Source organism: Thermomonas sp. LB-4, from assembly GCF_036409385.1.
Taxonomy (GTDB): domain Bacteria; phylum Pseudomonadota; class Gammaproteobacteria; order Xanthomonadales; family Xanthomonadaceae; genus Thermomonas.
In genome coordinates, this window is sequence record NZ_JAXOFT010000017.1 from 1 (window position 1) to 24,138 (window position 24,138).

Sequence of the window (24,138 nt, forward strand, 5' to 3'; positions counted from 1 at the left end):
GCAAGTCTGCCCGGTCGGCCGTGCGCCTTTCCCCTCAGTTGGGAGAAGAACCTTTTCATAGGGCACGTTGGGCTCGAGCAGGCTGATGATGGTGGTGACGCCGCGCTTCTTGAGGTCGGCGAAGTCCTCCTCCACCGGATAGGGGCCCAGCAGCACGCCTTTGACCGGCGCCTCGGCCCGCACCGCCCGCCACGGCTGCACGAAGATGCTGGCCGGATTGAGCAGCACCCACACGCCGAAGGCGAAGCCGGCGAGACCGAGCACGAGGACAGCGATGACGATGCGTTTGCTTGGCTTGTACATGGTTCCTGACCGATATGCTGGATTGCGGGATGCACGCCGCCGCGACCCCGCCCGCGGGATCTGGTGGTCGACGTCATGCGCCCCCTGCTCGTGCCGTCCGCGGACCGCCCGTGCGGAAGGCACGGAAGCGGCCGCGCAATGCGGCTGTAGGAAATGTGACGCAATTCGCATGCCAGACCGGACAAGCCGCGCCCGCGGCGCATCGTCACGCCCGGGCCAGCAGCCGATGACGTGTCGCGTCAGTTTTTGACGTGCTGCGGCGACGCGGATTCCACCGGCTGCACCACATCGTGGTTGCGGCCTCGAAAGGGCGCATACCAGCGCTGGATGCGGGCGATATCCGCCTGCATGTCGTTGCCCGGCGCAAATGCCGGGCCGATGGTGATGGTACGGCTGGGGTAATCAAACGCGGCAACGATCACCGGTACGCCCGCGCCGTGGGCGATCCGCCAGAAGCCTGGCTTCCACTGCTCCACCCATTTGCGCGTGCCTTCCGGTGCGATCGCGTACCACATGCAGTCAGCCGCATTGAGCGCGTCGACCGCCTGACCGACCACGCCATGCGGCGCGGCGCGATCCACCGCGATGACTCCCTGCCAGCGCAGCAGCGGCCCCAGCAGCGGAATCCGGAACAGGCTGTGCTTGCCAAGGATCGACAGCCGGATGCCCAGCGCCAGCTTGGCGGCAATGCCCCAGACCCCATCCCAGTTGGAGGAGTGCGGCGCGGCGATCAGCACCGCACGCGGCACGTCGGGGAACGCCCCGACCATCCGCCAGCCGCCCAGCCGCAGCACGCTGCGCCCCAGCCATTCCATGCCGCGGTTGCGCGGCATGCGCGGCGCGTGCTCCGGCAGCGCCAGCACGATATCCCCCTGCTCCCGGCTCAATCCCACCCCCGTCCGCTGCGCCCCTGCTTGATGCTCGCACGCCCGCGCTTCTCGCCCAAGCGGCGCTCCCTGGCGCCGCGGGTCGGCTTGGTGGCGATGCGCGGCGTCGGCGCGTGCAGCCCGCTTTCGATGAAGGCGGCCAGCCGCGCCCGCGCATCCTCGCGGTTGCGCTCCTGGGTGCGGAAGCGCTGCGCCGACAGCACCAGCACGCCTTCGCCGGTCACGCGGCGGTCGCGCTTGGCCAGCAGCCGCGCCCGCACCGGCTCCGGCAGCGAGGGCGAGCGCGCGATGTCGAAGCGCAGCTCGACCGCGGTGGCCACCTTGTTGACGTTCTGCCCACCCGGGCCCGACGCGCGCACGAAGCGCTCGATCAGTTCGTCGTCGTCGATGGCAAGCCGGCCGATCTGCATGCACCGATTCTACCGGCAGCATGCCGCCGGCCAGCGACGACCGCGGGTGCAGCAGGACGAGGCGGGCATTGCCGCGCCCCGGCCACGGCTGCGAAGATGCTGCCCCACCCTGATTTCCCGGAGTCTCCCCATGCGCTGCATCGGCCTGTCGCTTGCCCTGCTGTTCGCCTTCTCCCCCGCCGCCCTGGCCCAGACCACCGCCCAGACCACCGCCCCGGCGCCGGCCGCGGAAGCCGCGGACACCTACGACGTGGACCGCCTGCTGCAGGCAATGGACATGCAGTCGATGATGGCCGGGATGCAGCAGCAGATGCAGGGCGCGCAGCAGAAGATGCTGACGGATGCGTTCGGCGCCGACCTCGACGCGGCCGCGCGCGCGCGGATGCAGGAGGCGATGGCGACCAGCAACGCCATCATCCAGAGGCACCTGTCGTGGGAGGCGCTGGCACCGGTGGTGCGCAAGGTCTACGCGCAGGTCTTCAGCAAGCGCGAAGTGCAGGCGATGACCGCGTTCTACAGTAGCCCGGAAGGCGCCTCGATCCTGAAGAAGTCGCCGCAGGCGATGGGCCTGACCATGCAGGAGATCCAGCCGGCGATGCAGGCGGCGATGCAGGAAGTGAAGGCCGCCATCGAACAGCAGGCGGCGAAGTAAGCCACGGCGCCATGCCGGTCCGATCCCCGCCGACGCGGGGATCAGGCCGGCGGGGCGGCGAACAACGCCAGCGCCTTGGCGAACTCCGCATCCGGCGGTGCCAGCACCTCGATGCGCGCGCCGCTATGCGGATGAGCGAACGCCAGCCGGCGCGCATGCAACAGCATGCGATGGATGCCGAGGCTGCGGAAGCTGCGGTTGTGGCGGCCGTCGCCGTGGCTGGAATCGCCGATCAGGTGGTGCGAGAGGTGCTTGAGGTGGCGGCGGATCTGTCGGAACCGGCCGGTTCGCGGCGATGCCCGCAAACACGCATAGCGCGAGGTCGCAAAGCCCGCCGAAGGCAGCGCCAGCTCGCAGGTCGCCAGCACTTCGAAATCGGTGATCGCCGGCTTCTTCTGCGGCTTGCCGGGGCCGCCGTCGAGCGGATGGTCGACGGTGAAGACGGCTTCCGCCGGCCAACCGCGGCAGACCGCCCAGTAGTCCTTCTCGACGTCGTGCGCCATCAGCGTTTTGCCCAGCGCCGAGGCCGTATCGCGGTCGAACGCCAGCAGCAGGCAGCCACTGGTGGCGCGATCCAGCCGATGCACCAGGAAAATGGGCCGCCCGAACTGCTCGCGCAGGCGATCCGCGGCGAAGTCGGTCTCGCCGCGCGCCAGCGCGCTGTCGTGGACCATCAGCCCGGCCGGCTTGCAGACCACGGCCAGCGTGTCGTCGATATGGAGCACGGGCAGCGGCGCATCGGTCATGCCGTCATTGTCGCCTATGTCCGATCACTCTCAGTGATGTTCGCCGCCGCAGTGCCGCGCTTCCATCTGCAGGGTGACGTGGTCGATGTCAAAGCGCGCGCCCAGCATGCCGGCCAGTTCGCCGCGCAGCGCGTCGGCATCGCCGGCCTCGTCCGACAGCAGCACATGCGCGGTCAGGATCGGCTCGCGCGAGCCCAGCGCCCACACGTGCAGGTCGTGCACGGTGGCCACGCCGGGCGTGGCCTGCATGGCGTCGCGCACCTCGTCGATGTCCAGCCCCGCCGGCACGCCCTGCATCAGCACCTGCGCCGCCGCACGCAGCAGCAGCCAGGTGCGCGGCAGCACCCACAGGCCGATCAGCACGGCGATCACCGGGTCGACCACGGTCCAGCCGGTGAAGCGGATCAGCAGCGCGCCGGCGATCACCCCCAGCGAACCGAGCATGTCGCTCCACACTTCCATGTAGGCGCCGCGCACGTTGAGGCTCTCGCCCGCACCTGCGGCCAGCAGCCGCATCGAGGCCAGATTGACCAGCAGGCCGAGCACGGCCACCACCAGCATCGCGTCCGAGGCCACCGCCTGCGGCGCGCGGAAGCGGCCCAGCGCCTCCCACAGGATGAAGCCGGCCACCACGAACAGCAGGCCGCCGTTGGCCAGCGCGCCGATCGCCTCCATCCGTGCATAGCCGTAGGTGCGCCGCGCGTCCGGCGGGCGGCGGCTCATTCGCACCGCGAACAGCGCGATGCCCAGCGCCAGCACGTCGGTCGTCATGTGCGCGGCGTCGGACAGCAGCGCCAGGCTGTTGCTCAGCAGCCCGCCCGCGACCTCCACCAGCAGGAACAGCAGGGTCAGCGCGAACGCGATCCACAGCGGGCGCTCGTGGCGGATCCGCGCGGGCACGTGGCTGTGCGCGTGCCCGTGTTCATGGGAATGATCGGAGTGGCCTGCGCCCATCGCCGTGGATACCTGGAACGATGCCTGAAAAGATGCCCGGCACCCTAGCGACAGGCCCGCTGGTTACACAATTCCAGCCCCCCGATCACACCGTGGAATGCGCGCGCGGACGACGCCGCGCGCCCATCGCTATCGCCGCGGCCACGCCGCCAGCAGCGCCCACAGCCCACCGACGCCGGCGATCCAGGTGGAAACCGGCAGCGACAGCAGCTGCGGCCCGCCGGCCTCCAGCGCATACAGCACCGCGGCCACGATCAGCAGGCCGACGCCGAGGATCGAGGCGACGATCCGCCGCTGCATCGCCGCCAGCGTCTGCGCGATCTCGCGCAGGTCGGTCGAACGCATGCTCAGCTCGTGCCCGCCCTGCACCTGCTGCTGCAACCAGGCGTGCAGCAGGCGCGGCATTTCCGGCGCGCGGGTGACCAGCTCCGGCATCCGCTTGCGCAGCTCGCCGGCCAACCGCTTCGGGCTGTAGCGCTCGGCCAGGATGGCCTCCAGCACCGGCCGCGCCACCGCCCAGATGTCGATCTTCGGGTCCAGCTGGCGGCCCACGCCCTCGATGTTGAGCAGGGTCTTCTGCAGCAGGATCAGCTGCGGCTGCAGGGTCAGCTCGTAGCGCTGCGCGGTGCGGAACAGTTTCACCAGCACCTCGGCCAGCGAGATCTCGCTGAGCGGGCGGGTGAAGTACGGTTCGCAGACAGCGCGCACCGCGGCTTCCAGCTCGTCGATGCGCAGGTGCGCCGGCATCCACCCGGCCTGCACATGCAATTCCGCGATGCGCCGGTAGTCGCGGTTAAAGATCGCCATGAAGTTCTCGGCGAGCCAGTACTGGTCGTCGCTGGAGAGCTGGCCCATGATCCCGAAATCAAGCGCGATGAAGCGCGGGTCCGCCTTGCGCTCCGGGTCGACCCAGATGTTGCCGGCGTGGGCATCGGCGTGGAAGAAGTTGTCGCGGAACACCTGCTGGTAGAACACGCGCACGCCCTTTGCCGCCAGCGCCCTGCGGTCGATCCCGGCGGCGTCCAGCGCCTTGATGTCGTCGGAGGGGATGCCGCGCACCCGCTCCATCGTCATCGCGCGTTCGGCGGTGTGGCTCCAGATCACCTCGGGCACGTACAGGTCCGGCGAGCCCAGCCAGTTGCGCCGAAGCAGGCTGGCGTTGCCGGCCTCGCGCTGCAGGTCGAGTTCGGCGGCAAGGGTGTTCTCGATCTCGGCGACGATTTCCTTCGGGCGGATCTTGTCGGCGCTCGGGTGGGTGCGCTCGACGACGCCGGCCACGTTCTTCAGCAGCGCGATATCCGCGGCGATCAGCCTGCCGATGTCCGGGCGCAGCACCTTGACCACCACCTCGCGGCCGTCGTGCAGGGTGGCCGCATGCACCTGGGCGATGCTGGCGGAGGCCAGTGGGGTGGTGTCGAACGCCGCATACGCATCGGTGATGCCGCGGCCCAGTGCCGCTTCCACCAGTGCCCGGGCCTGCACGCCGTCGAACGGCGCCACCCGGTCCTGCAGCAGGGTCAGCTCCTCGGCGATGTCCGGCGGCACCAGGTCGCGGCGGGTCGAGAGGATCTGCCCGAACTTGACGAAAATCGGGCCGAGTTCCTGCAACGCCAGCCGCAGGCGCGCGCCGCGCGACTGGGTGGCCACCTCGCGCGAGGCGCGCGGCACGAAAGGCCGCATCAGCCTGAGCCAGCGCTCGGCGGGGGTGCCATCCAGCAGGTCGTCCAGCCGGTAGCGCAGCAGCACACGGCCGATCTTCCACGCACGCAGCGCCGACTTCATGCGGCCAGGCCCCGCTCGCGGCGCAGCCGGGCGATCTTCGCGGAGATCCGCTCCACGCCGTCGCGCAGTGCGTCCACGTCATCGTGGAATGCATCCAGCTCGGCGCGCGGCACCACGTCGCGGCTTTCCTCGGTGATGTATTCCGCCGCCATCCCGGCCAGGTTGCGGCCGGCCAGCTGCGCCTGCTGCAGGGCCGCGCGCACGGCCCTGGCGATCTGCACGCCGAGCACCTCGCCGAACACGCGCACGAACGGCAGCTGCCAGTCGGGGTCGAAGCCCTGCGCCAGCTTCTGCAGGCGGCGCGCGAGCTCGGCATCGCCCTCGATGCGCAGCTTGCCCACCGGCGGCGCGTTGCTGCTGCGGAACATCGGCAGCTGCTGGATCAGCCCGCCGAGGGTGGCGCGCACGCCGAGGTCGGGCTCGGCGTCGGCGTCGACCGGACCCACCCGCAGCGCCTGTTCCTCCACCCGCACCTGCAGCGCCAGCGGCGGCGAGGCCAGCGTCAGCGCCACCCGCTGCCCTTCCAGCGCGCGCAGGGCGGCGCGGGTGTCCTCATCCAGCGCCAGCGCGCGGTTGAGCGCAAGTTCGAGTGCGCGGCCGGCGGGTTGTTTCCAGTTGAAGGCGGGCTCGGTCATGCGCGCATTGTAGGGCGGTTGCGCGCCTGCACCGCGCGCCGGCAGCCGCCCGGATCAGACCCGTTTGCGCAGGAAGGCAACCACGGCGAGGATCAGGAAAACGACGAACAGCACCTTGGCGATGGTGGCCGCCATGCCGGCCAGCCCGCTGAAGCCGAGGAAGGCGGCGATCAGCGCGATGATCAGGAAAACAACGGCGTAGTGCAGCATCGGGCGACTCCAGGCGGTCGCGCCGGATCGGCGCGCCGCCAGAGTGGGCGTCGGCCGATCACGCCCGGGTGAAGGCGCCGGTCGCGGCAGTCTGCCGGGCTGCCATCGCGCTGCCCGCCTCAGGCCGCCAGCGAGGCCTGCAACCGCGCCAGCCCTTCGGCCATCGTCACCTTCGGCACGTAGCCGAAATCGCGCGCGGCCGGCGCCATCGAATACCAGTGCGCGGTGCTGAGTTGTTCGGCCAGGAAGCGGGTCATCGGCGGCTCGCCCTTCAGCGGCAGCGCGGTCCACAGCCCTTCGCACACCGCACCGATCGCATAGGCGGCGCGGAACGGCAGCGTCTTGTGCACCTCCGGCGCGCCCGCCGAGCGCAGCAGCCCGTTCAACACCTCGCGCAGGGGCCACGGTTCGCCGTTGCTGATGAAGTAGGCGCGGCCGGCGCAGGCGGCGCCCGCGCGCAGGTGCTCCAGCGCATCCACGTGCGCCTGCGCGGCGTTGTCGATGTAGGTGGTGTCGACCAGATTGTCGCCGCTGCCGACCAGCCGCAGGCGGCCGCTGCGGGCGCGCACCACCAGCTTCGGCAGGATCTGGGTGTCGCCCGGCCCCCAGATCAGCCGCGGCCGCAGCGCGATGGTGGCCAGCCCCGCGTCGTTGGCGGCCAGCACTTCCCGCTCGGCGATGATTTTCGTCGTGGCGTAATGCGCCTTCACGCCTTCGCCGTAAGGCACTTCCTCGGCGCTGGCGCCCTCCACCGGATGGGTCGCGCGATGGGCGACGCTGGGCGTGGAGGTATGCACCAACCGGCCGATCCCGTGCGCGCGGCAAGCCGCGATCACGTTGCGGGTACCGGTGACGTTGGCCTCGAAATAACTCTGATGACTGCCCCAGGTGCCGGCCTTGGCGGCGTTGTGCAGCACCGCGTCGAAGCCTTCCGCGAACGCCGCCAGCACCGCCGCGCGGTTGGCCAGGTCGCCCTGCAGCTGGCGCACGCCCAGCGCGTCCAGCGCCGCATGGCGGCTGCGGCTGAAGCTGGCGACCTCGTGCCCGCGCGCCTGCAACGCGCGGCACAGCGCCTGGCCGAGGAAACCGCCGCCGCCGGTGACCAGGAGCTTCATGCGCTGTCCTTCGCAAGTTGCGCCGCCGCCCAGGCCGCGAGTTTCTCGCGGCCGATCTTGGCGTTGTGGCGGATGTCCACGGGGAACGGTTTCGGATGGTGCAGGAAGTGTTCGATCTTCGCGGTGTGCACGAAGCCCTGGGCAATGTGGCGCAGTTCGTCGGCGACTTCCGCCACGTCGACGCGCACGCCCGGCTGCAGTTCGAACACCAGCACCGGCGTCTGTGCGCCCTGCGAGCCGATGCCGACCAGCGCGCTGCGCAAGACCTGCGGATGCGCGTTGAACACCGGCTCGGCCTGCTCGGTGCACAGCGTGGTCTGCGCATCGACGACCACGCGCTGCGACTTGCGCCCGCAGAACCACAGCCGGCCGTCGGCGTCGAACCAGCCCAGGTCGCCCATGCGGTGGACGATGCGCGTGCCGCCATCGGGCAGCGCCTCGCGGATCTTCGCCAGCGCGGTCTGCGCGTCGCGGTTGAAGTAGGCATCGGTGGCGCTGGGGCCGGCCACCGTGATCTCGCCTACCTGCCCCGGCGCGACCTGCAGGCCGTCGCTCCAGTCGGAGATGGCGCCATCGTCGATATGGATGATCCGCACGGTGTTGCCCGCCACCGGCCGGCCCACGCAGGTGCCGGCGCCGGCCTCGGTGCGCCCGCGCAGGGTCAGCAGTTCGCGGCCTTCGATCACCGCCACCGGCAGGCACTCGGTGGCGCCGTAGGGCGTCCACAGCTGCGCATCCGCCGGCAGCAGCTCCAGCATCCGCCGCACCACCGCGGGCGGTACCGGCGCACCGGCGCTGGTGACGCGCTTGACGGTGGGCAGCTTCTCGCCGTGCGCGGCCAGCACGCCCATCAGCGCCGGCGAGCCGAACAGCTGGGTCACGCCGAAGCGCTCGATCGCCGCATGCAGCTTGCGCGGGTCTGCCTGCGCCGGCCGCGTGGGGTCCATGTCGGGAATGATGCTGGTCAGCCCCAGCGCGGGGTCGAACAGTGCGAACGGCGGGAAGGTGGGGAAGTCGATCCCGCCCGCCGCGATCCCGAACGCCTCGCCCAGCATCGCGATCTGCGCGACGAAATGCCGATGCCGGTAGACCACGCCCTTCGGCACGCCGGTGCTGCCGCTGGTGAACAGGATGGCGGCCACGTCCTCGCCGTCGGTGGCGGCCAGCTGCGGGCCGGCGCCGGCGCCTTCGGCTTCGACGCGCGCCAGCGTGGCGTCGGCCAGCAGCGGCCAGCGGCCCGTGGTGACGCGCACCCTGGCCGCGCGCGCCCAGCCCAGCAGCACCTTGGCCAGCATCGCCAGCGGAATGCCGATGAAGGCCTCCGGCCGCGCCTCGTCCAGGCATTGCTTCAGCGCGCGCCGGTCGATGCCGGGATCGACCAGCACCGGCACCGCGCCGGCCTTGAACAGCGCGAACATCAGCAGGAAGAACTCCGGCGTCGGCCGCACCATCACCACCGTGCGGGTGCCACGGCGGATGCCGCGCCCGGCCAGGCCGGCGGCGATGGCGTCGCTGCGCGCATCCAGCTGCGCATAGGTCAGCGCCACCTCGTAGCGGCCGCCCGCGCCGGGGCAGCGCATCGCCACCTGGTCGGGGTGTTCGCGGGCCAGCCGCGGCAAGGCGGCGGCGATGTTGCAGGGGTCGGTCATCCGCGCATTATCGCCCGCCCCCCTTGCGCGCCGGCCCGGCGCGGAAAAAAATCGCGTCCCCCTCATCGATCTACGCCGCGCAAGGCCCGGCCCCCATGCATCCCTGCCTGACCTGCGGCGCCTGCTGCGCCCAGTACCGCGTCGCCTTCCACTGGATGGAATCGGACGAGGTCACGCCCGGCGGCGTGCCGGCCGCGCTCACCGAGCGGCTGGACGCCCATCGCCTGTGCATGCAGGGCACCTTCGCCCCACCGATCCGCTGCGTGGCACTGGATGCCGACATCGGCAGGTACTCGCGCTGCAGCATCCACCCCAACCGGCCGTCGGTCTGCCGCGAGGTCGAAGCCTCGTTCGAGTTCGGCCGCCCCAGCGCGCAGTGCGACAAGGCCCGGATCGCCTTCAGCCTGCCGGTGCTGACCGCCGCCGACTGGCGCTGGCGCGACGGTGCCGACAACGACGACCATCCGGACGACAGCGGCAACAGCCCGTCGCCGCCGGCGCTGCCGCCGGTCGCCGCCTGAGCGTTGATTGATCCCGATCAAAACGCGGGCAGGCGCAGGCGGGCAGGCTGGCCGTCCACCCACTGCGGAGGATTGCGAAATGAGCGGCAAACTGGAAGGCAAGGTCGCCCTGGTCACCGGCGGCGCACGCGGCATCGGCGCAGCCATCGTCCGCCGGCTGCACGCCGACGGCGCACGCGTGGTCATCACCGACGTGCTGGATGACGCCGGCCACGCGCTGGCGGCGGAACTCGGCGAACGCACCGCCTATTTCCACCACGACGTCGGCGACGAAGCCGCATGGGTGGAGACGCTGGCGGCGGCCACCGCCCGCTTCGGCGGCCTGCACGTACTGGTCAACAATGCCGGCATCTTCCACCCCGGCCAGATCGCCGACACCCCGGTGCGTGATATCGAGCAGCAGTTCCGGGTCAACCAGCTGGGTCCGTTCCTCGGTATGAAGCACGGCCAGGTGCCGCTGCGCGCGGCCGGCGGCGGCTGCATCGTCAACATCAGTTCGATCGCCGGCCAGCTGGGCTTCCCCAACGCGGCCGCCTACGTGGGCACGAAGTGGGCGGTGCGCGGGATGACCAAGACCGCCGCGCTGGAACTGGCGCCGGCGCAGATCCGGGTGAACTCGGTGCATCCGGGCTTCATCGAAACGCCGATGCTGGAAAACAATCCGCCCGAAGCGAACCAGGCCGGCATCGAGGCCACGCCGCTCAAGCGCATCGGCAAGCCCGAGGAAATCGCCGCCGCGGTGGCGTTCCTCGCCAGCGCGGACGCTGGGTTCGTCACCGGCGCGGAGCTGACGGTGGACGGCGGCTGGATTCTCTAACGCCAGCAATCACCGCGGGAGCCGGCCAGCCGGACGGCAGCGGCCTCGCAAGTCGCTCCCCGATACTCGCTTGGTTGCGAGGCCGCTGCCGTCCGGCTGGCCTCGCAACTTGTGGTGCCGTCCTTCCGTCGATACTCCCGCGGTGGAACAACCGCTACAGCGGATTGCGCTCCAGGAACGCCCGGATCAGCGGCACCAGCACCTCGTGCTTGTCTTCCAGCGCGTAGTGGCCGGCATCGGCGTACGCATGCACTTCCGCGTTGGGCAGCGCCTGGCGGAAGCCTTCGAGGAAGTGCCTGTCGAACACGAAGTCGCGCAGGCCCCAGCCGATGAACGCCGGCCGGTCCGCATAGCCCGGCAGGGCTTTCGCGCTGGCCTGCACCAGCGGCATCGCGCGGTCGCCGTCGTGCAGCGGGATGTCCTGCATGAAGCGCAGGGTGGAGATCGCGTTGTCCCAGCCGTCGTACACGCCGGCATAGGCCGCGCGCACGTGCTTCGGCAGCGAACGCTTGGTGCCCATCCACGCCGCGCCGCGGGCGAACAGGTTGAAGCGGCGGATCAGCCAGCCGCCCAGGCGCGAATCGCGGCCCATCGCCAGCCGCGCCGGGAAGCGCTTGGCCGATGGCAGCGGGAACGCGGCGGTATTGGTGATGACCAGCCGCCTGATCCGCGCGGGATCGCGCAGCGCCCAGCCGAAGCCGATCATCCCGCCCCAGTCGTGCACCGCCAGCGTCACCGGACCGTCGATGCGCAGATGCTTCAGCAGCGCGTCCAGATCGTCGATGCGCGACTGCAGGGTGTAGTCATAGCGGGGCTGCGCGGACACGCCGTCGTCCGGGCGGTCGGACAGGCCCATGCCGACGTGGTCGGGCACGATGCAGCGGTACCTGTCCGACAGTCCCGACACCAGATGGCGCCAGTAGTAGCTCCACGACGGATTGCCGTGCAGCATCACCACCACCTCGCCGTCGCGCGGGCCTTCGTCGAGGAAGGACATGGCGATGCCGGGGCGGACTTCGAAGCGTTGCGGGGTGAACGGATAGTCGGGGAAGCGCATCCGCCCATTGTAGGCGGTGCGCCGGCCTCAGCCCTGCCTGCGCAGCAGGAAGGCCTGGCTTTCCACCTGCTCCAGCGCGAAGGCGAACCGCGCCGCCAGCCACCGCAGGGTGGCCAGCCGATGGAAGCTGACGTGGGTGCGGTCGTCGCGGTAGCGCCAGCGCAGGAAGTTCTGCGGAAGGTCGGGGGCCAGCTGCGTCATCACGCCCAGCCAGCCGCCCGGCCGCACCAATCCCGCCAGCCGCGTCCAACCCGCCAGCGGGTCGCGGAAATGCTCCACCACCTCGGTGCAGGTGACGAAGTCGTACTGCGTCGCCAGCAGCGCTGCGTCGGGCGCGTAGCACGGGTCGTAATCGGCCATCGCCATGCCCGCCTCGCGCAGCAGCATCGACAGCGCCGGGCCCGGCCCGCAGCCGAAGTCCAGCCCGCGCATGCCCGGCACCAGCCTGGCCCGCAACGGATCGGCCAGCCGCGCCAGGAAGCGGCGGTAACCGGCATCGGCGGGGTCGTTCTGGTGCAGGTCGTAGATCGCGCGTTCGTCTTCCCGCGACAGGTGCGAGGCCGGATCGGCCGACACCAGTCCGCAGTCCGGGCATTCCAGATAGCGCCGTGCGCGGTCTTCGCAGAACGCATGGGTGGCGGCGCCGCACAACGGGCAGGCGATGGCGGGAACAGCCCCGCCACGCCCGGTTTCGCAGGCTCCGTCACCGGCTTCCGGCATCAGACGCAGCTGGTCTTGAACGACGCCGATTCGCCGCCCGACACCGACAGCAGGCTGATCTTGCATTCACGACCCGCCGCGTTGCGATAGACAAGCGACTCGCCACTTTCCAGGAAATTGCGCTGATCGTCCGCGCCCGCCGTGCTCATCCGCACCCACGCGCCATTGCGCTGCACGCCTTGCACGCCCAGTACCGACGAGCCATCCAGCGCCAGTCCGGTGTTCTCGGACAGGATGATGTCGTAGCCGCCGCTCACCCCCGCCTGCTGGCCCGCCACCTGCGACAGGCGCACGTTCTCCTGCTTGGCCAGAGCCAGCTGCGCCATCAGTCCGGCGTTGGCGGACTTCATCTCGCTGACCGCGCTCCTGACCTGCGACAGCGCCTGCCGGCCGTTGCCCTCCACCGAACTGCCCAGCGCGTCCAGGCTGCCCTGCAGCTTCTTGAACGCGGCGTCCTGGTCCTGCTTCATCTGCACCAGATAGGCGTCGGGGTCGCGGAACTTGTCGCGCACGTAGCCATAGGCCTCGCTGCCGCCCACGCCCAGCGCCAGCAGCACCAGTGCGACCAGCGTGCGCTTGACCGGCTCGCCCCGCTCCGCGCTGTCGCGCTGGCCCCAGTACCACTGCAGCGCGCGCCGCAGCATGCCCGGCCTTGCGGCTGCCGCCGGCGCTATCGGCGGGCTGTTCTCGCTGTCTGCCATTGCATTCCCCTGGTTGCGTGATGGTGTCGGGCAGCGCACCCCAGCCGCCCACCGCGAGGATAGCCAGCGGCGCGGGGGTTCTCCAAACCCGCGCAACGTCGGCAGGCTGCGGGCGGCGCTCGCGATCATGCCTCGGCTGCGGCCAGGGCGTGCGACGACTACCGCGATGCCCTAGACCAGCCAGCCCCGCGCACGGGCGCTCCGCGCCAGCAACAGCAGCGCGATCCCCGCCAGCAGCACCACGGCCTGCATCACCACCGCCACCGGGCCGGCCAGGCTGGCGCCATCCACCAGCACGAACAGCCCGAAGTCCTGTACCACGATGCCCAACAGCGAAAGCGCCAGCACCACCACCGCCCACTTCCGGCGCAGCAGCAGGCCCAGGCAGCCCAGCACGCCGCCAAACACCGCAAGCCCGGTGGCAGCCACCGCCCACGCCGGCCGCGCGGCATACAGCGCCTGTTGCGCGTCGGGCAGTTGCGCCACCTCCGCAGGCGACAGGCGCAGATCCGCGAAGAACGCCACGCAGCCCAGCACGTTCCACAACAGCGCCAGCACTGCGACCACCTTGAACCAACCGGGTACTGCGTTCATGCCGGACTCCCCCAGGACGTGATCGATGCGACCAGTGGGCCAGATGCCGGCGCGACGATCAACAGCGTGCGGGAGAAGCGGGGCTTGCCTCGCAAGTTCCCCTGCATCAATTGTCATTGAGCCCATGCGGCTTTCGCGTGTGCAGCCTTTCCTTCCAGGATGATTCCAGTGCGATGACCTCGTCTGCGGCCAGATCGGGCGAGGTGCGCTGCAGGATGCTGAAGGCGAACCCGGCCGGGTCCAGCCCACGCAGCTGGCGATTGCCGCCATGGCCGCTTGCCGCATAAGCGGTCCAGCGGCCCAGCAAGTTCTCGGCGCCGCAGGCACTACCCACATAGCCCCTTCCGGTATTCCGGTCATGGATGTAGTAGATGCCGCGCCAGTGCGACAGCGCTTGGCGCCAGCGCGCCGGCAACGCCTGCAACGCAGGCCAGTCCAGTACCAGCGACTGCCAGTCTGGCATGGGCGGCACCAGTTGGGATTCTTCGTGGATGGCGCGCACTGGCAGGACGTTGCGGCCCGCCCAGCGCCACCATGACCGCTCGATGCCGCTCCACTCGATCACCAGCCGGCCCTTGAGCGCTGCCAGGCTTTCGGCAAGGCGCAGGTCGAACCACAGGCTGTCGCGACCATTGGCCGGGCCACGTGTACCCAGCGCCCGCAGGTCATTGTTCTGCGGAATTTTCCAGAATTGCTGTTCGGTAAGGACGCGATGGCCGGCCACCGCGTACACGCCAACGAACAACGCGGTGCGCGCCTGGTTGCCGATGAAGGAGGCCAGATGGGTGGCCCGGCGCAGCGCCACTTCCACCCGCTCGCCGTGTTGCGACTGGTAGGCGTTGTAGACATCGGGGCGATCCTGCGCCAGCCACGGCAGCGTCCGGCGCAACGCCGGTTCGGTGGGGCGGTGACGCATGACCAGGGTACGCGCGGGGTCCAGCCCGGCCTTGGCCAGCAGGTCGTTGAGTTCAAGCGCCACCATAGCGCTCGCCTTGTTCCGCCGCGCGGCCCAGCGCCACCAGCATGTCCAGCAGCTGCGGCAGGCGTTTCTTCCACGGGCCGCGGGCGGTGAAGCGGTTGCCGATGTCGTCCAGCGACAGCGGCGCGGGGCTGGCGGCCAGCAGGTCGGCGACGGCGCGGACCTGATCAACGGTGTCCTTGGGCCACGGCTGCGGCTTGGTGGCGGCCGGCGTGGCGGGCGCGGTGTCGTCCTCGTCGGCCGTGGTGGTGGCCAGCGTGGCCTGCTCGGGGGCGGGCGCGTCGGTGCGGGCCTGCGGGTTCTGGAACTCGGGGCGCAGCCAGCGCACCAGACCGCGCGCTTCCTCGGCGGCGCGCTCGGCGTTGAGGGCCACCAGGCGTTCCAGGATGGCTTCGTCGAAGGCGCGCTTGGCCTCAATGCGGGTCTGGCCCTCGGCGGGCGCGTCGTTGCCGTGGGGCCGCTCCTGCGCATCCTGCGCTCGCGGCACTCGGGCATCCGTGCCCATCGCGATGCGCAGCAGCGGCAACAGGTCGGACCAGCCGTAGGCGTCCAGCACGGCGGCGTCCAGCTCGTCGTGCAGCTGGCGCAGCACCGAGACCAGGCCGTGCTCGTGGATCACGCGTTCCTTGGCGGTCAGCGGCTCGCCGCTGCGCAGCTTGTCCAGCACGTTGTACATGCCGGTCAGCGTGAGGTCGGGGTGCGCGGCCTGCTGGCGCTTTCGGTGGGTGTCGAGTTGTTCGGCGAGGGTGGCGATGCGCGCAGAGGGGTATTCGCCGATCACCGGATTCGGGCGCACGGTGCCGTCGGGCGAAGTGATGGTGCCGCCGCCGATGGGCCCGCCAGACTTGTCGGCGACGTGGAGGTCGGGGAAAGGGAAGCACTCGAAACAGGTGGACTTGTTGTAGACAGGATCATTACCTACCCCAAGCCGAGAGCCAGCGGCCAGTGCCCAGACGACATGCACCTGTGACGACAGGGTGCCGAGGACTACCGCATCGTCGGATGCGATGGCGATCAACTTGTCGTCGGGAAGGATCTCCGCCTCAAGGAAGGTGAAGAAGCGGTGCTTGGCGGTCTGGATCGTGGCGATGTATTTGGCTAGGCCGTCATGCGCTCGGCGCATCACCTTCCGAGGCTCCGCAAAGAGCCACCATCTGTCTCGGACGGATGCGCGTTTGTTCTCGTCACGCTCCGGCTTAACTCGCTCCAACAAGTGCTGAAAGATAGCCGGAAACCGACGGCGTACCTCGTCAGCCGTGAGCCCCAGCATGTCGATCACCATAGCGTCGCGACTTGTTTGAGAAATGTCGCGTCCGTTGCGATACGGCCGGATGTGCTTGTTCATCTCCGGAACGCGCCCCAAGCCGAGCCGCGCAGCTTCGTCGTGACTCACGATGAAGCCCTCGCCATGCGGAATCACGCCCCGGTTGCTGATCGCGCTGTTGGCCCGAAGCGGTTGGGCGCCTGCAACGTCCGCGCCCACTTTGAGATCGGCGAACATCGCACCACGTTTCTCAAGCAGGGTGACTTCGATTTCCTCCGTGCCCTCATGTTCCGCGATGACTTCCCGCAATGTCGCGCCGTGATTGCCGGAGGTGGCCACCGTCATCGCAATCCGTACGGCCGCCCCATCTGCCACGTCCACCCACGGATGATCCGGAATGGCGAACACCAGAGACAGCGGCTGCTTCTTGTCGCCAAGATGCGGTTCCAGCACGCGGCGGTTGAATGACTGCCGGATCGAGTTGGTGGTGATAAAGCCAAACCGTTCCAGTCCTCCCGCACGGGTCAGCTGCGCGGCGTGATGCCACCAGTACATGACGAAATCCGCCGACTCCGGCACATCCGGCCACGCTCCGCGCAACGCCTCCACATAGCCATCGCCCAGTGCCGTCCGCATCCGCTTGTTGCCAATAAACGGCGGATTCCCCACCACAAAATCCGCCTGCGGCCACGCCGCCTTGCGCGGATTCACATACCGCTCCACCGGCTTGCGCGCGCTCTCGTCCGGAACCGGCTCACCGGTCACCGGGGAAGGTTTCATCGTCACCCCGTCCCAGCGCGTCACCGGCACGCCGTGCGCGTCGGTCACGAACTCCACGCGGTCATACGCCAGCACCGCATCACGGTTCTCGATGTTGCGGAAGTCGCGGATCACCGGCTGCGGCGGGCGCACGTCGCCACGGGTGCGGAAGTGCCATTGCAGGTAGCCGATCCACAGCACCACTTCGGCAATGGCGGCGGCGCGTGGGTTCAGTTCGATGCCCAGCAGGTTGTGCGGGTCCACGGTCTCGGCCTCGGTCGAGATGGCGCGCTCGCCGCCGATGTCCAGCCCGGTCTGCTCGGAGACACCCAGCCTGCTCAGCCCGAATTCTTCCAGCGTGTTGAGCACCTCGCCTTCCAGGCGCTTGAGGTGTTCCAGCGTGACGTACAGGAAGTTGCCGCTGCCGCAGGCCGGATCCAGTACGCGCACGCCACACAGCCGCTTGTGGAAGTCCAGCACGGTGTCGCGTGCCTTGTGAAGTTCCGCGTTGTATTGCTTCAGGCGCTCGGCGTTGGACTTCATGCCGGTGCCGCGCATGCCTTCTTCGCGCGCCAACTCGGCTTCCGCCAACTGCACCAGTGCGGCGGCCTTGGCATCGCTCCATTCCTTGCGCAGCGGCTCGATCACGGTGGGCAGCACCAGCCGCTCCACGTAGGCGCGCGGGGTGTAGTGCGCGCCCAGCTTGTGGCGCTCGCCGGGGCTGAGCGCGCGTTCCAGCAGGGTGCCGAAGATGGCGGGCTCGACGTGCTTCCAGTCGGCCTTGGCCGCTTCGATCAGCAGCGCCAGCTGCGCCTTGTCCAGCGGCAGGGTGTCGGGCTGCTTGAACAGCTTGCCGTTGAACTGCAGCACCTCCAGCGCCAGCACCGCGGAGAAGCCGCCCACGTCCATGTCGCGCCAGAGCTGGGCCAGCATGCGCATGGCGGTGTCGGGCTGCTCGGCGTGGCGTTGCAGCAGCTCGCGGAAGCTGTCCTGCGGCAGCAGCTTCACGTCCTCGGCGAACATGGTGAACAGGCAGCGCATCAGGAACTGCGCCACCGCCTCGGCCGGGTGACCGCTGCGTTCCAGCGACTTGGCCAGTTCCGCCAGCCGGGCGGCGATGCCGCGGGTGACGCGGGCGGACTCGCGGCTGGGGTCCAGCGAAAGCGGGTTCAGCCAGACCTTGCGCAGGCGTTCGCGGATGGCGGCATCGCGCAGGTCGTCCAGCGCGATGCGGTGGCTGCGCGGGTCCGGGAACGGCACGTAGCTGCCGCCGCTGCGGCTGAATTCGGAATACAGCTCGATGCGGTGGCCCACGTCCACCACCACCAGGAACGGCGGGCGGCCTTCGCTGGCAGGCAGGGCGCGGGCGTAGTTCTGCGCCTGCGAATGCGCGCGCAGCATGGCTTCGTCGAAGCCGCGGGTATGCGCGCCGGCTTTCAGTTTCTTCGACTCCAGCACGAACGCCCCGCGCCGGTACAAATCCACGCGGCCCGGACTCTTGCTGCCATCGGCATGGTGGAACGTCAGCGGGCGCTCGAACATGTAGTCCTGCTCGGCAGTGGCGTGCGGGCGGTCCACGCCCAGCAGCTCGCACAGCTCGATCAGGAAGCTCTGCGAGGTGGACAGCTCGCTGGCGGCAGTGCCTTTCCACTTGGCGATGAAGGCATCGGCGGCTTGCGCGGCGGCATCGGTCACAGCGGTTGTGCCCCTTCGTTGAGGATTTCGAAATAGCGTTGGTAGGCGAACACCCGGTTGCGCTGCTGGCCGGTCAACTCGTTGAGGATGTCCATGTTTTGCAGGGTACGGATGGCCGAACGCACGGTGGGCGCGCTCAGGGCGAGTTGCGGGAGTATCTGCGGCACACCCAGCAACACCCGGCGCGCGAACAGTTCAAACACCAGACCGACATTGCCGGCGCGGCTGCCCAGCGCCGCGATGCGCGCGCGGTCCGCGGCCAGCAAGGCCAGCAGGCGTTGCGCGGTGTCCACGGCTTGTTGCGCGGTGTCGGCCACGCCATCCAGGAAAAAGCCCAACCAGCCTTCCCAGTCGCCAGCCACGCGCACCGCATTCAAGTGGTCGTAGTAGGCGGCGCGCTGGCGCTTGAAGTACAGGCTGAGGTACAGATTGGGCTCGCGCAGCACGCCTTCGTTGCACAGGATCAGCGCGATCAGCAGCCGGCCCAGGCGGCCGTTGCCGTCGTTGAAGGGATGGATGGTCTCGAACTGCACGTGCGCCAGCGCCGCCTTTACCAGTGGCGGCATTTCCCCGCGCGGGGCATGCAGGAAGCGCTCGAAGCTTGCCAAGGCCTCCGGCAGCGCGTCCGGCGGCGGCGGGATGAAATGCGCCAGCGCGCCGAAGCCTCCACCCACGAACACTTGGCCGGTGCGGAATTCGCCCGGATGCTTGTTGCCGCCGCGACCGCCCTGCAGTAGCAGCGCATGCATTTCGCGGATCAGGCGCAAGGACAGCGGAAAGTCGTCCTCGCGCAGGCGACGCAGGCCATGGTTGAGCGCGGAGACGTAGTTGGACACCTCCTCGATGTCGTCCAGCGGCACGCCGGGTGCTTCGTCCAGCTCGTACAGCAGCAGGTCGGACAGCGAGGACTGCGTTCCTTCAATCTGCGAGGACAGCAAGGCTTCCTTGCGGATGTACTGGTAAAGGAACAGCTGCGGATCCGGCAACATCAAGGTGATGCCGTCGAGCCGCCCCAAGGCTTGGTCGGCCCGCTCCTTGCGCGCGATGAGTTCATTGCCCGTCAGATCCAGCGGCGGATCGGGCGGCAGGGGCGACGGAATAAACGCCTGGTAGCGGCTTTCCGCCATCGAGCCGGGGACATAGCGCCCGGTAATGCGCGTACCCATCAACTTTCCTTGCGCGCCAGTGACGGCATCACAAGGAAAATATCACACCCATTTTTTACTTAAAAGAACCCAAGTACAGGCCTTGGGAAATCACCACTCCACTTCCGCCATCGAGCAGTTCAGGCCCGATCCGATGCCGAGCAGGGCCACGCGGCTGCCCTTCTTCAGGCGGCCCATCTCGCGCAGCTTGCTCAGCACGATCGGCACGCTGGCCGGGCCGATGTTGCCGTGTTCGCTGAAGATGGTCATGACCTTCTTGGGGTCGATGCCCATCGCCTTGGTGAAGGCGGCGGTGTGGACCTTGCTGACCTGGTGGATGACGAATTCGTCCAGCTCGCCGGCCACCCAGCCCAGCTTGAGCTTGGCCACTTCGAAGGTCTTGGTGGCCAGCTTGATGCCTTCGATCAGCAGCATGCGGGTGTCGGTGATCATGCCGTCGAGGTTGCCGCGGCAGAGCTTGTTCCACTCGGTAGCGGCGCGGGTGACGCCGCCCTTGTAGCGCGGCGCGCCGGGGGCCAGCTCGCTGCGGGCCAGCACCATGGCGGCGGCGCCGGAACCCAGGGTGAGGGTGGCCATCTCGCGGCGGAAATCGTCCTCGGTGACGTCGGCGCGGGTCATGCGCTCGAGCGTCTTCTCGTAGGCCATGTTGGCGGTCTCGCCGTCCACCACCAGTGCGTACTCGATCTCGCCGCGCTCGATCATGCGGCTGGCGATGTCCATGCCGTTGATGAAGGCCAGGCAGGCGTTGGCCACGTCGAAGTTCTGGCAGGTATCGGGCAGGCCGAGGTTGCCGCTGACGATGGAGGCGGTGGACGGCTCCAGGTAGTCGCGGCTGACCGAGGTGTTGACCAGCAGGCCCACCTTGTCGGGGTCGATGCCGGCATCGGCCAGCGCCTTGACGCCGGCCAGGGTGGCGGCGTCGGAGGCCTGCACGTTGTCGTCCCACAGGCGGCGCGCATGCACGCCCGCGATGTCGCCCAGCACGTCGACACGGATGCCCAGCCGGTCCAGCGTGGGCCGCAGGCGCGCGTTGATCTCGTCCGAAGACAACCGGCGCGGTGCGTCGATATGGGCCAGACCGGCGATGGAGACGTGTTGGAACAGCATGGCGGGACACTCGCACGGGCGCCAGGGCGGCGCCGGAACCGCATAGGATAGCGCCTTGTCAAACCATGCGGTGGCGTACTGTCCAAACTGCGGTTGGGATCACACCCGCGGTCTGGCCCGCATTCATTTGCAGCGCCACATCGCCCAGCGCTGGCTGCCGTCTTCCGGCGGACCCAGCGGGCTGATCCGGTTGGCGTACAGCCCGGGCGCCTCGTTGCGGGCCAGCAGCTCCAGCTCGTCGCGAACGCGGGTGTCGTCACGCTCGTAGAAGCCCACCCGGTGGGTGATGGACACCGCCACGTCGCCGCGCCGCTCGCAACCGGTCGGGGCGGCGGACAATACCTTCACCTGCTGCGCGCCGGGCGCCATCTTCACGAAGGTGCAGGCGGGCAGAACAAGCACCAGCAGGACGGCGGCGAAGCGGAGCGGCAGGGCCATGCGTTGGGTTCCCATAAAAAAAACGCACCGGATTGTGGCCCGGTGCGTCTGAATCGCGCAAAAGCGGCAGTGACCGCGCCCTGCACATGCGGGGCGCGGCCATCGACACTGGCTTACTTCTTCGCCACCGGCTTGCCGTCGGCGTCCACCACGGTGACTTCGCCCAGGTTCAGCGCGCGCACCGCGGCCTCGGTCTTGGACAGGTCACCCACCACCACCCAGGTCAGCCCGGCCGGGTCCAGCACCTTGGCCGCGGCGTTGACCTGTTCGGGGGTCATCGCCTCGATCTCGGCAGCGCGCTGGAACACGTAGTCGTCCGGGCGGTTGTAGAGCACGTTGCTGGCGATGGTGTTCATCACCGACGCCGCGGTTTCGTAGGCGCCCGGGAGGGTCAGGGTGAGCACCTTTTCCATGCCCTCCACCTCATCCTTGCTGGCCGGGGCCTTGCCGCTGGCGTAGTCGGCCAGCTCGCGCTGGATTTCCGCCATCGCCTCACCGGTCTTGTCGATCTGCACCGGCGCCGAGGCGCTCCACAGGCGCGGACCCACCGAACTGCCGGCACCGCTGCGGGCGCCATACGACCAGTGCTTGTCCTCGCGCAGGTTCATGTTCAGGCGGGCGGTGAAGTCGCCGCCGATGATCATGTTGGCCATGTCGTACTGCACGGTCTTCGGATCGCTGCTGGGCGGCAGGGTCTGCGCGGCGACGATGTTGGCCTGCACCGCGCCCGGCTGGTCCACCAGGAACACGCGCGCCTTCTTCGAAGCGGCCACCTGCGGGATCGCCGCGGCGGCGCCGGCCTTGCCGGAGGCCTTCCAGCCGCCGAAGTGCTTCTCCAGCACCGGCACGATCTCGCCCAGCGTGGTGTCGCCCACCACCACCAGGGTCGCATCCTGCGGACGCAGGGCGCTGGCGTGCCAGCCCTGCAGGTCGGTGCGGGTCAGTCCGCCGATCGATGCCTCGGTGCCGCTGCCGGTGCGCGGCGCGGCATAGGGATGACCGGCACCGAACACCAGGCCAGGCAGCACGCGCTGGATGATGCCGTTGGGGTTGGCCTTCTCCTGCCTGATGCCGGCGATCCACTGCCCGCGCACGCGCTCGATGTCGGCCTGCTCGAAGCGCGGCTTGCGCAGCATGTCGGAGAACAGCGCCACAGACGCGTCCAGGTTCTGCTTCAGCGCCGACAGGTAGGCGCTGCTGCTGTCGAGGCCGGCGCTGGCGCCGAGGTTGGCGCCCAGCGACTGCGCGCGGTCGGCGAAGGCCAGCGCGTTGAGGTCGCCGGCGCCCTCGTCCAGCAGGCTCATGGTGAAGCTGGCCATGCCCGGCTTGCCGGCCGGGTCGGCCGCCTGGCCGCCGCGGAACTCGTAGCTCATCTGCACCACCGGGATGTCATGGCGCTCGGCCAGCACCACCTTGGTGCCGTTGCTGAGGGTGGCGTGCTGCTGCTGCGGGAACTTGAGGTCGGGGAAGCTGGCCGGCATCGGCACGCCGGCCTTGCGATCCACCGTGCTCGCCGTGGTCTTGTACTTGGCATCGACCTTCGGAAGCTTGAACGGGGTCGGGGTGGCCGCCGCTTCTTCGGCGATGGCCACGCGCTTGCCCGGGTTCACCACCAGGGTGTGGCTGCCCTTGCCCGCGCCCAGCCAGGCGTTGCCGGTGGCGCGCAGCGCCTCCGGGGTGGCCTCGGCCAGGGTCTTCAGGCTGTCGCGGAAGCAGCCGGGATCGCGCATGAACACGGCGCATTCGGCCAGCGCGTCGGCCTTGCCGCCGAAGCCGCCGATGCGCTCGACGCCGCGGATCCAGCCGGCCTCGATGGCGGTGCGGTTGCGCTCCACCTCTTCCGCGGTGGGGCCTTCGGCCAGCAGCTTCTTCAGCTCCTCGTCGATGGCCGCCTCCACCTTCGCCACGTCAACGCCCTGCTTGACGGCGGCGGTGATCATGAAGGTGCTGCTGAGCTGCGAGCCGTAGGCGCCGGCGCTGATGCTGTCGACCAGCTTGTCCTGGTGCACCAAGCGCTTGTCCAGGCGCGAGGACTTGGCGCCGCCCAGGATCTGCGCGAGCAGCTGCAGGCGGTCGAGGTCCGGCTGGCCGTACTCGGCCACGTTCCACACCCGGTAGATGCGCGACTGCGGCACCTGGTCGGTCATCTCGGAGCGCGAATCGCTGGCGTGCGCGGCCACGTCCACCTTCGGCTGCGCCATGGTCGGGCCGGCGGGGATGTCGCCGAAGAACTTGGTGACCTTTTCCCTGGCGGTGGCGAGGTCGATATCGCCGGCCAGCACCAGCACCGCGTTGTTGGGGCCGTACCAGGTCTTGAACCAGGTCTTCACGTCGTCCAGCGAGGCCGCGTTGAGGTCGTTCATCGAGCCGATGGTGCTGTGGTGGTACGGATGGCCCTTGGGATACATCGCCGCGCCCAGCACGTCCCAGACCTGGCCGTAGGGCTGGTTCTCGCCCTGGCGCTTCTCGTTCTGGACCACGCCGCGCTGCTCGTCCAGGGTCTTCTGGTCGATCGCGCCGAGCAGGTGGCCCATGCGGTCGGACTCCATCCACAGCGCGGTGTCCAGCGCGGTGGTGGGCACGTTCTCGAAGTAGTTGGTGCGGTCGGAGTTGGTGGTGCCGTTCTGGTTGGTGGCGCCGATGGCCTTGAACGGGGTGAAGAATTCGCCCGGCGCGTTCTCGCTGCCGTTGAACATCAGGTGCTCGAACAGGTGCGCGAAGCCGGTGCGGCCCGCAGGCTCGTCCTTGCTGCCCACGTGGTACCAGACATTGACCGCCACCACCGGCGCCTTGCGGTCGGTGTGGACCACCACGCGCAAGCCGTTCGGCAGGGTGAAGGTCTCGTAGGGGATGTCGACGGCGGGGGCGCTGGCAGCCCGTGCGGTGGGGGCGTAACCGCCGGTGGTCAGGGCAGTGGCAAGCGCAAGCGCCAGCGCGGCGGGACGAAGCACGGTCATGGGCAACTCCTGTGGGTACG

General features: G+C 69.3%; 23 protein-coding genes. 3 read left to right on the forward strand and 20 right to left on the reverse strand.

Going from position 1 to position 24,138, the window contains the following annotated elements; translation table 11 throughout:
* From SPK54_RS10445 to arfB, 3 genes are all read right to left on the reverse strand, one after another.
* Nucleotides 1-303: hypothetical protein (locus tag SPK54_RS10445; protein ID WP_330947839.1), on the reverse strand; the 303-nt coding region annotated here is incomplete at its 3' end.
* A gap of 239 nt (nucleotides 304-542) precedes the next feature.
* Nucleotides 543-1,136, reverse strand: coding sequence for a lysophospholipid acyltransferase family protein (locus SPK54_RS10450; RefSeq protein ID WP_330947880.1), 594 nt, complete (start codon nucleotides 1,134-1,136; stop codon nucleotides 543-545).
* 50 nt (nucleotides 1,137-1,186) lie between these two features.
* Complete coding sequence (gene arfB, locus SPK54_RS10455) at nucleotides 1,187-1,600, reverse strand: alternative ribosome rescue aminoacyl-tRNA hydrolase ArfB (RefSeq protein WP_330947840.1); 414 nt, start codon at nucleotides 1,598-1,600, stop codon at nucleotides 1,187-1,189.
* A gap of 130 nt (nucleotides 1,601-1,730) precedes the next feature.
* On the opposite strand from arfB, the gene SPK54_RS10460 reads away from it, so the two are divergent.
* Entirely contained in the window at nucleotides 1,731-2,252 is a 522-nt protein-coding gene (locus SPK54_RS10460) for a DUF2059 domain-containing protein (RefSeq protein ID WP_330947841.1), read from the forward strand.
* A gap of 41 nt (nucleotides 2,253-2,293) precedes the next feature.
* On the opposite strand, the gene SPK54_RS10465 is transcribed toward SPK54_RS10460, so the two are convergent.
* The 7 genes from SPK54_RS10465 to oleC all read right to left on the reverse strand — a co-directional run bounded on the left by SPK54_RS10465 (nucleotide 2,294) and on the right by oleC (nucleotide 9,343).
* Nucleotides 2,294-2,998, reverse strand: a complete 705-nt coding sequence (locus tag SPK54_RS10465; protein WP_330947842.1) for a pseudouridine synthase — start codon at nucleotides 2,996-2,998, stop codon at nucleotides 2,294-2,296.
* Between the two features lie 30 nt (nucleotides 2,999-3,028).
* Nucleotides 3,029-3,952 (reverse strand): cation diffusion facilitator family transporter, encoded by a 924-nt coding sequence (locus SPK54_RS10470; RefSeq protein WP_330947843.1) that lies wholly within the window; start codon nucleotides 3,950-3,952, stop codon nucleotides 3,029-3,031.
* 129 nt (nucleotides 3,953-4,081) lie between these two features.
* On the reverse strand, nucleotides 4,082-5,734 hold the full coding sequence (ubiB, locus tag SPK54_RS10475) for a ubiquinone biosynthesis regulatory protein kinase UbiB (RefSeq protein ID WP_330947844.1): 1,653 nt from the start codon (nucleotides 5,732-5,734) through the stop codon (nucleotides 4,082-4,084).
* Nucleotides 5,731-6,369 carry an SCP2 sterol-binding domain-containing protein gene (locus tag SPK54_RS10480; RefSeq protein ID WP_330947845.1) on the reverse strand — a complete coding sequence of 213 codons (639 nt, stop codon included), beginning with the start codon at nucleotides 6,367-6,369 and terminating at the stop codon, nucleotides 5,731-5,733. Before SPK54_RS10480 ends, ubiB begins: the two co-directional genes overlap by 4 nt.
* Before the next feature lie 54 nt (nucleotides 6,370-6,423).
* On the reverse strand, nucleotides 6,424-6,579 hold the full coding sequence (locus tag SPK54_RS10485; RefSeq protein WP_330947846.1) for a DUF1328 domain-containing protein: 156 nt from the start codon (nucleotides 6,577-6,579) through the stop codon (nucleotides 6,424-6,426).
* Between the two features lie 119 nt (nucleotides 6,580-6,698).
* Entirely contained in the window at nucleotides 6,699-7,694 is a 996-nt protein-coding gene (gene oleD / locus SPK54_RS10490; RefSeq protein ID WP_330947847.1) for a 2-alkyl-3-oxoalkanoate reductase, read from the reverse strand.
* Nucleotides 7,691-9,343: an olefin beta-lactone synthetase gene (oleC, locus tag SPK54_RS10495; RefSeq protein ID WP_330947848.1), complete on the reverse strand. Its 1,653-nt coding sequence runs from the start codon at nucleotides 9,341-9,343 to the stop codon at nucleotides 7,691-7,693. The genes oleD and oleC overlap by 4 nt, the downstream gene beginning before the upstream one ends.
* A 95-nt stretch (nucleotides 9,344-9,438) precedes the next feature.
* On the opposite strand from oleC, the gene SPK54_RS10500 reads away from it, so the two are divergent.
* Together SPK54_RS10500 and SPK54_RS10505 are read left to right on the forward strand one after the other, a co-directional pair.
* Nucleotides 9,439-9,864, forward strand: coding sequence for a YkgJ family cysteine cluster protein (locus tag SPK54_RS10500; protein ID WP_330947849.1), 426 nt, complete (start codon nucleotides 9,439-9,441; stop codon nucleotides 9,862-9,864).
* A 79-nt stretch (nucleotides 9,865-9,943) separates the two neighbouring features.
* Nucleotides 9,944-10,681, forward strand: coding sequence for a glucose 1-dehydrogenase (locus SPK54_RS10505; RefSeq protein ID WP_330947850.1), 738 nt, complete (start codon nucleotides 9,944-9,946; stop codon nucleotides 10,679-10,681).
* Nucleotides 10,682-10,835: 154 nt separating this feature from the next.
* Here the strand turns inward: SPK54_RS10505 and SPK54_RS10510 are convergent, their stop codons facing one another.
* From SPK54_RS10510 to SPK54_RS10555, 10 genes are all read right to left on the reverse strand, one after another.
* Nucleotides 10,836-11,738: an alpha/beta fold hydrolase gene (locus tag SPK54_RS10510; protein ID WP_330947851.1), complete on the reverse strand. Its 903-nt coding sequence runs from the start codon at nucleotides 11,736-11,738 to the stop codon at nucleotides 10,836-10,838.
* Between the two features lie 27 nt (nucleotides 11,739-11,765).
* A complete protein-coding gene (locus SPK54_RS10515) occupies nucleotides 11,766-12,458 on the reverse strand; it encodes a class I SAM-dependent methyltransferase (protein ID WP_330947852.1) in 693 nt (230 codons plus the stop codon).
* Nucleotides 12,458-13,159 (reverse strand): hypothetical protein, encoded by a 702-nt coding sequence (locus tag SPK54_RS10520; RefSeq protein WP_330947853.1) that lies wholly within the window; start codon nucleotides 13,157-13,159, stop codon nucleotides 12,458-12,460. The genes SPK54_RS10515 and SPK54_RS10520 overlap by 1 nt, the downstream gene beginning before the upstream one ends.
* Before the next feature lie 171 nt (nucleotides 13,160-13,330).
* Entirely contained in the window at nucleotides 13,331-13,753 is a 423-nt protein-coding gene (locus tag SPK54_RS10525; protein ID WP_330947854.1) for a hypothetical protein, read from the reverse strand.
* 106 nt (nucleotides 13,754-13,859) lie between these two features.
* Nucleotides 13,860-14,735 (reverse strand): GIY-YIG nuclease family protein, encoded by an 876-nt coding sequence (locus tag SPK54_RS10530; RefSeq protein WP_330947855.1) that lies wholly within the window; start codon nucleotides 14,733-14,735, stop codon nucleotides 13,860-13,862.
* Nucleotides 14,722-18,450 carry a DNA methyltransferase gene (locus SPK54_RS10535; protein ID WP_330947856.1) on the reverse strand — a complete coding sequence of 1,243 codons (3,729 nt, stop codon included), beginning with the start codon at nucleotides 18,448-18,450 and terminating at the stop codon, nucleotides 14,722-14,724. Before SPK54_RS10535 ends, SPK54_RS10530 begins: the two co-directional genes overlap by 14 nt.
* Nucleotides 18,447-19,616, reverse strand: a complete 1,170-nt coding sequence (locus SPK54_RS10540) for a Fic family protein (RefSeq protein ID WP_330947857.1) — start codon at nucleotides 19,614-19,616, stop codon at nucleotides 18,447-18,449. The genes SPK54_RS10535 and SPK54_RS10540 overlap by 4 nt, the downstream gene beginning before the upstream one ends.
* Before the next feature lie 90 nt (nucleotides 19,617-19,706).
* Nucleotides 19,707-20,723 carry a 3-oxoacyl-ACP synthase III gene (locus SPK54_RS10545; RefSeq protein WP_330947858.1) on the reverse strand — a complete coding sequence of 339 codons (1,017 nt, stop codon included), beginning with the start codon at nucleotides 20,721-20,723 and terminating at the stop codon, nucleotides 19,707-19,709.
* A 123-nt stretch (nucleotides 20,724-20,846) separates the two neighbouring features.
* Nucleotides 20,847-21,161 (reverse strand): DUF4156 domain-containing protein, encoded by a 315-nt coding sequence (locus SPK54_RS10550; protein ID WP_330947859.1) that lies wholly within the window; start codon nucleotides 21,159-21,161, stop codon nucleotides 20,847-20,849.
* 113 nt (nucleotides 21,162-21,274) lie between these two features.
* The gene (locus tag SPK54_RS10555; RefSeq protein ID WP_330947860.1) at nucleotides 21,275-24,118 is read right to left on the reverse strand and encodes a pitrilysin family protein; all 2,844 of its coding nucleotides are present in this window, start codon (nucleotides 24,116-24,118) and stop codon (nucleotides 21,275-21,277) included.
* Nucleotides 24,119-24,138 lie beyond the last annotated feature (20 nt).

Coding starts and splice junctions, on each gene's coding strand:
- SPK54_RS10540 (WP_330947857.1), bottom strand. CDS start 19,616: ATGGGTACGCGCATTACCGGGCGCTATGTCCCCGGCTCGATGGCGGAA.
- SPK54_RS10545 (WP_330947858.1), bottom strand. CDS start 20,723: ATGCTGTTCCAACACGTCTCCATCGCCGGTCTGGCCCATATCGACGCA.
- ubiB (WP_330947844.1), bottom strand. CDS start 5,734: ATGAAGTCGGCGCTGCGTGCGTGGAAGATCGGCCGTGTGCTGCTGCGC.
- oleD (WP_330947847.1), bottom strand. CDS start 7,694: ATGAAGCTCCTGGTCACCGGCGGCGGCGGTTTCCTCGGCCAGGCGCTG.
- SPK54_RS10460 (WP_330947841.1), top strand. CDS start 1,731: ATGCGCTGCATCGGCCTGTCGCTTGCCCTGCTGTTCGCCTTCTCCCCC.
- SPK54_RS10450 (WP_330947880.1), bottom strand. CDS start 1,136: ATGCCGCGCAACCGCGGCATGGAATGGCTGGGGCGCAGCGTGCTGCGG.
- SPK54_RS10550 (WP_330947859.1), bottom strand. CDS start 21,161: ATGGCCCTGCCGCTCCGCTTCGCCGCCGTCCTGCTGGTGCTTGTTCTG.
- SPK54_RS10555 (WP_330947860.1), bottom strand. CDS start 24,118: ATGACCGTGCTTCGTCCCGCCGCGCTGGCGCTTGCGCTTGCCACTGCC.
- SPK54_RS10525 (WP_330947854.1), bottom strand. CDS start 13,753: ATGAACGCAGTACCCGGTTGGTTCAAGGTGGTCGCAGTGCTGGCGCTG.
- oleC (WP_330947848.1), bottom strand. CDS start 9,343: ATGACCGACCCCTGCAACATCGCCGCCGCCTTGCCGCGGCTGGCCCGC.
- SPK54_RS10510 (WP_330947851.1), bottom strand. CDS start 11,738: ATGCGCTTCCCCGACTATCCGTTCACCCCGCAACGCTTCGAAGTCCGC.
- SPK54_RS10515 (WP_330947852.1), bottom strand. CDS start 12,458: ATGCCGGAAGCCGGTGACGGAGCCTGCGAAACCGGGCGTGGCGGGGCT.
- SPK54_RS10485 (WP_330947846.1), bottom strand. CDS start 6,579: ATGCTGCACTACGCCGTTGTTTTCCTGATCATCGCGCTGATCGCCGCC.
- SPK54_RS10470 (WP_330947843.1), bottom strand. CDS start 3,952: ATGGGCGCAGGCCACTCCGATCATTCCCATGAACACGGGCACGCGCAC.
- SPK54_RS10505 (WP_330947850.1), top strand. CDS start 9,944: ATGAGCGGCAAACTGGAAGGCAAGGTCGCCCTGGTCACCGGCGGCGCA.
- SPK54_RS10480 (WP_330947845.1), bottom strand. CDS start 6,369: ATGACCGAGCCCGCCTTCAACTGGAAACAACCCGCCGGCCGCGCACTC.
- SPK54_RS10465 (WP_330947842.1), bottom strand. CDS start 2,998: ATGACCGATGCGCCGCTGCCCGTGCTCCATATCGACGACACGCTGGCC.
- arfB (WP_330947840.1), bottom strand. CDS start 1,600: ATGCAGATCGGCCGGCTTGCCATCGACGACGACGAACTGATCGAGCGC.
- SPK54_RS10530 (WP_330947855.1), bottom strand. CDS start 14,735: ATGGTGGCGCTTGAACTCAACGACCTGCTGGCCAAGGCCGGGCTGGAC.
- SPK54_RS10500 (WP_330947849.1), top strand. CDS start 9,439: ATGCATCCCTGCCTGACCTGCGGCGCCTGCTGCGCCCAGTACCGCGTC.
- SPK54_RS10520 (WP_330947853.1), bottom strand. CDS start 13,159: ATGGCAGACAGCGAGAACAGCCCGCCGATAGCGCCGGCGGCAGCCGCA.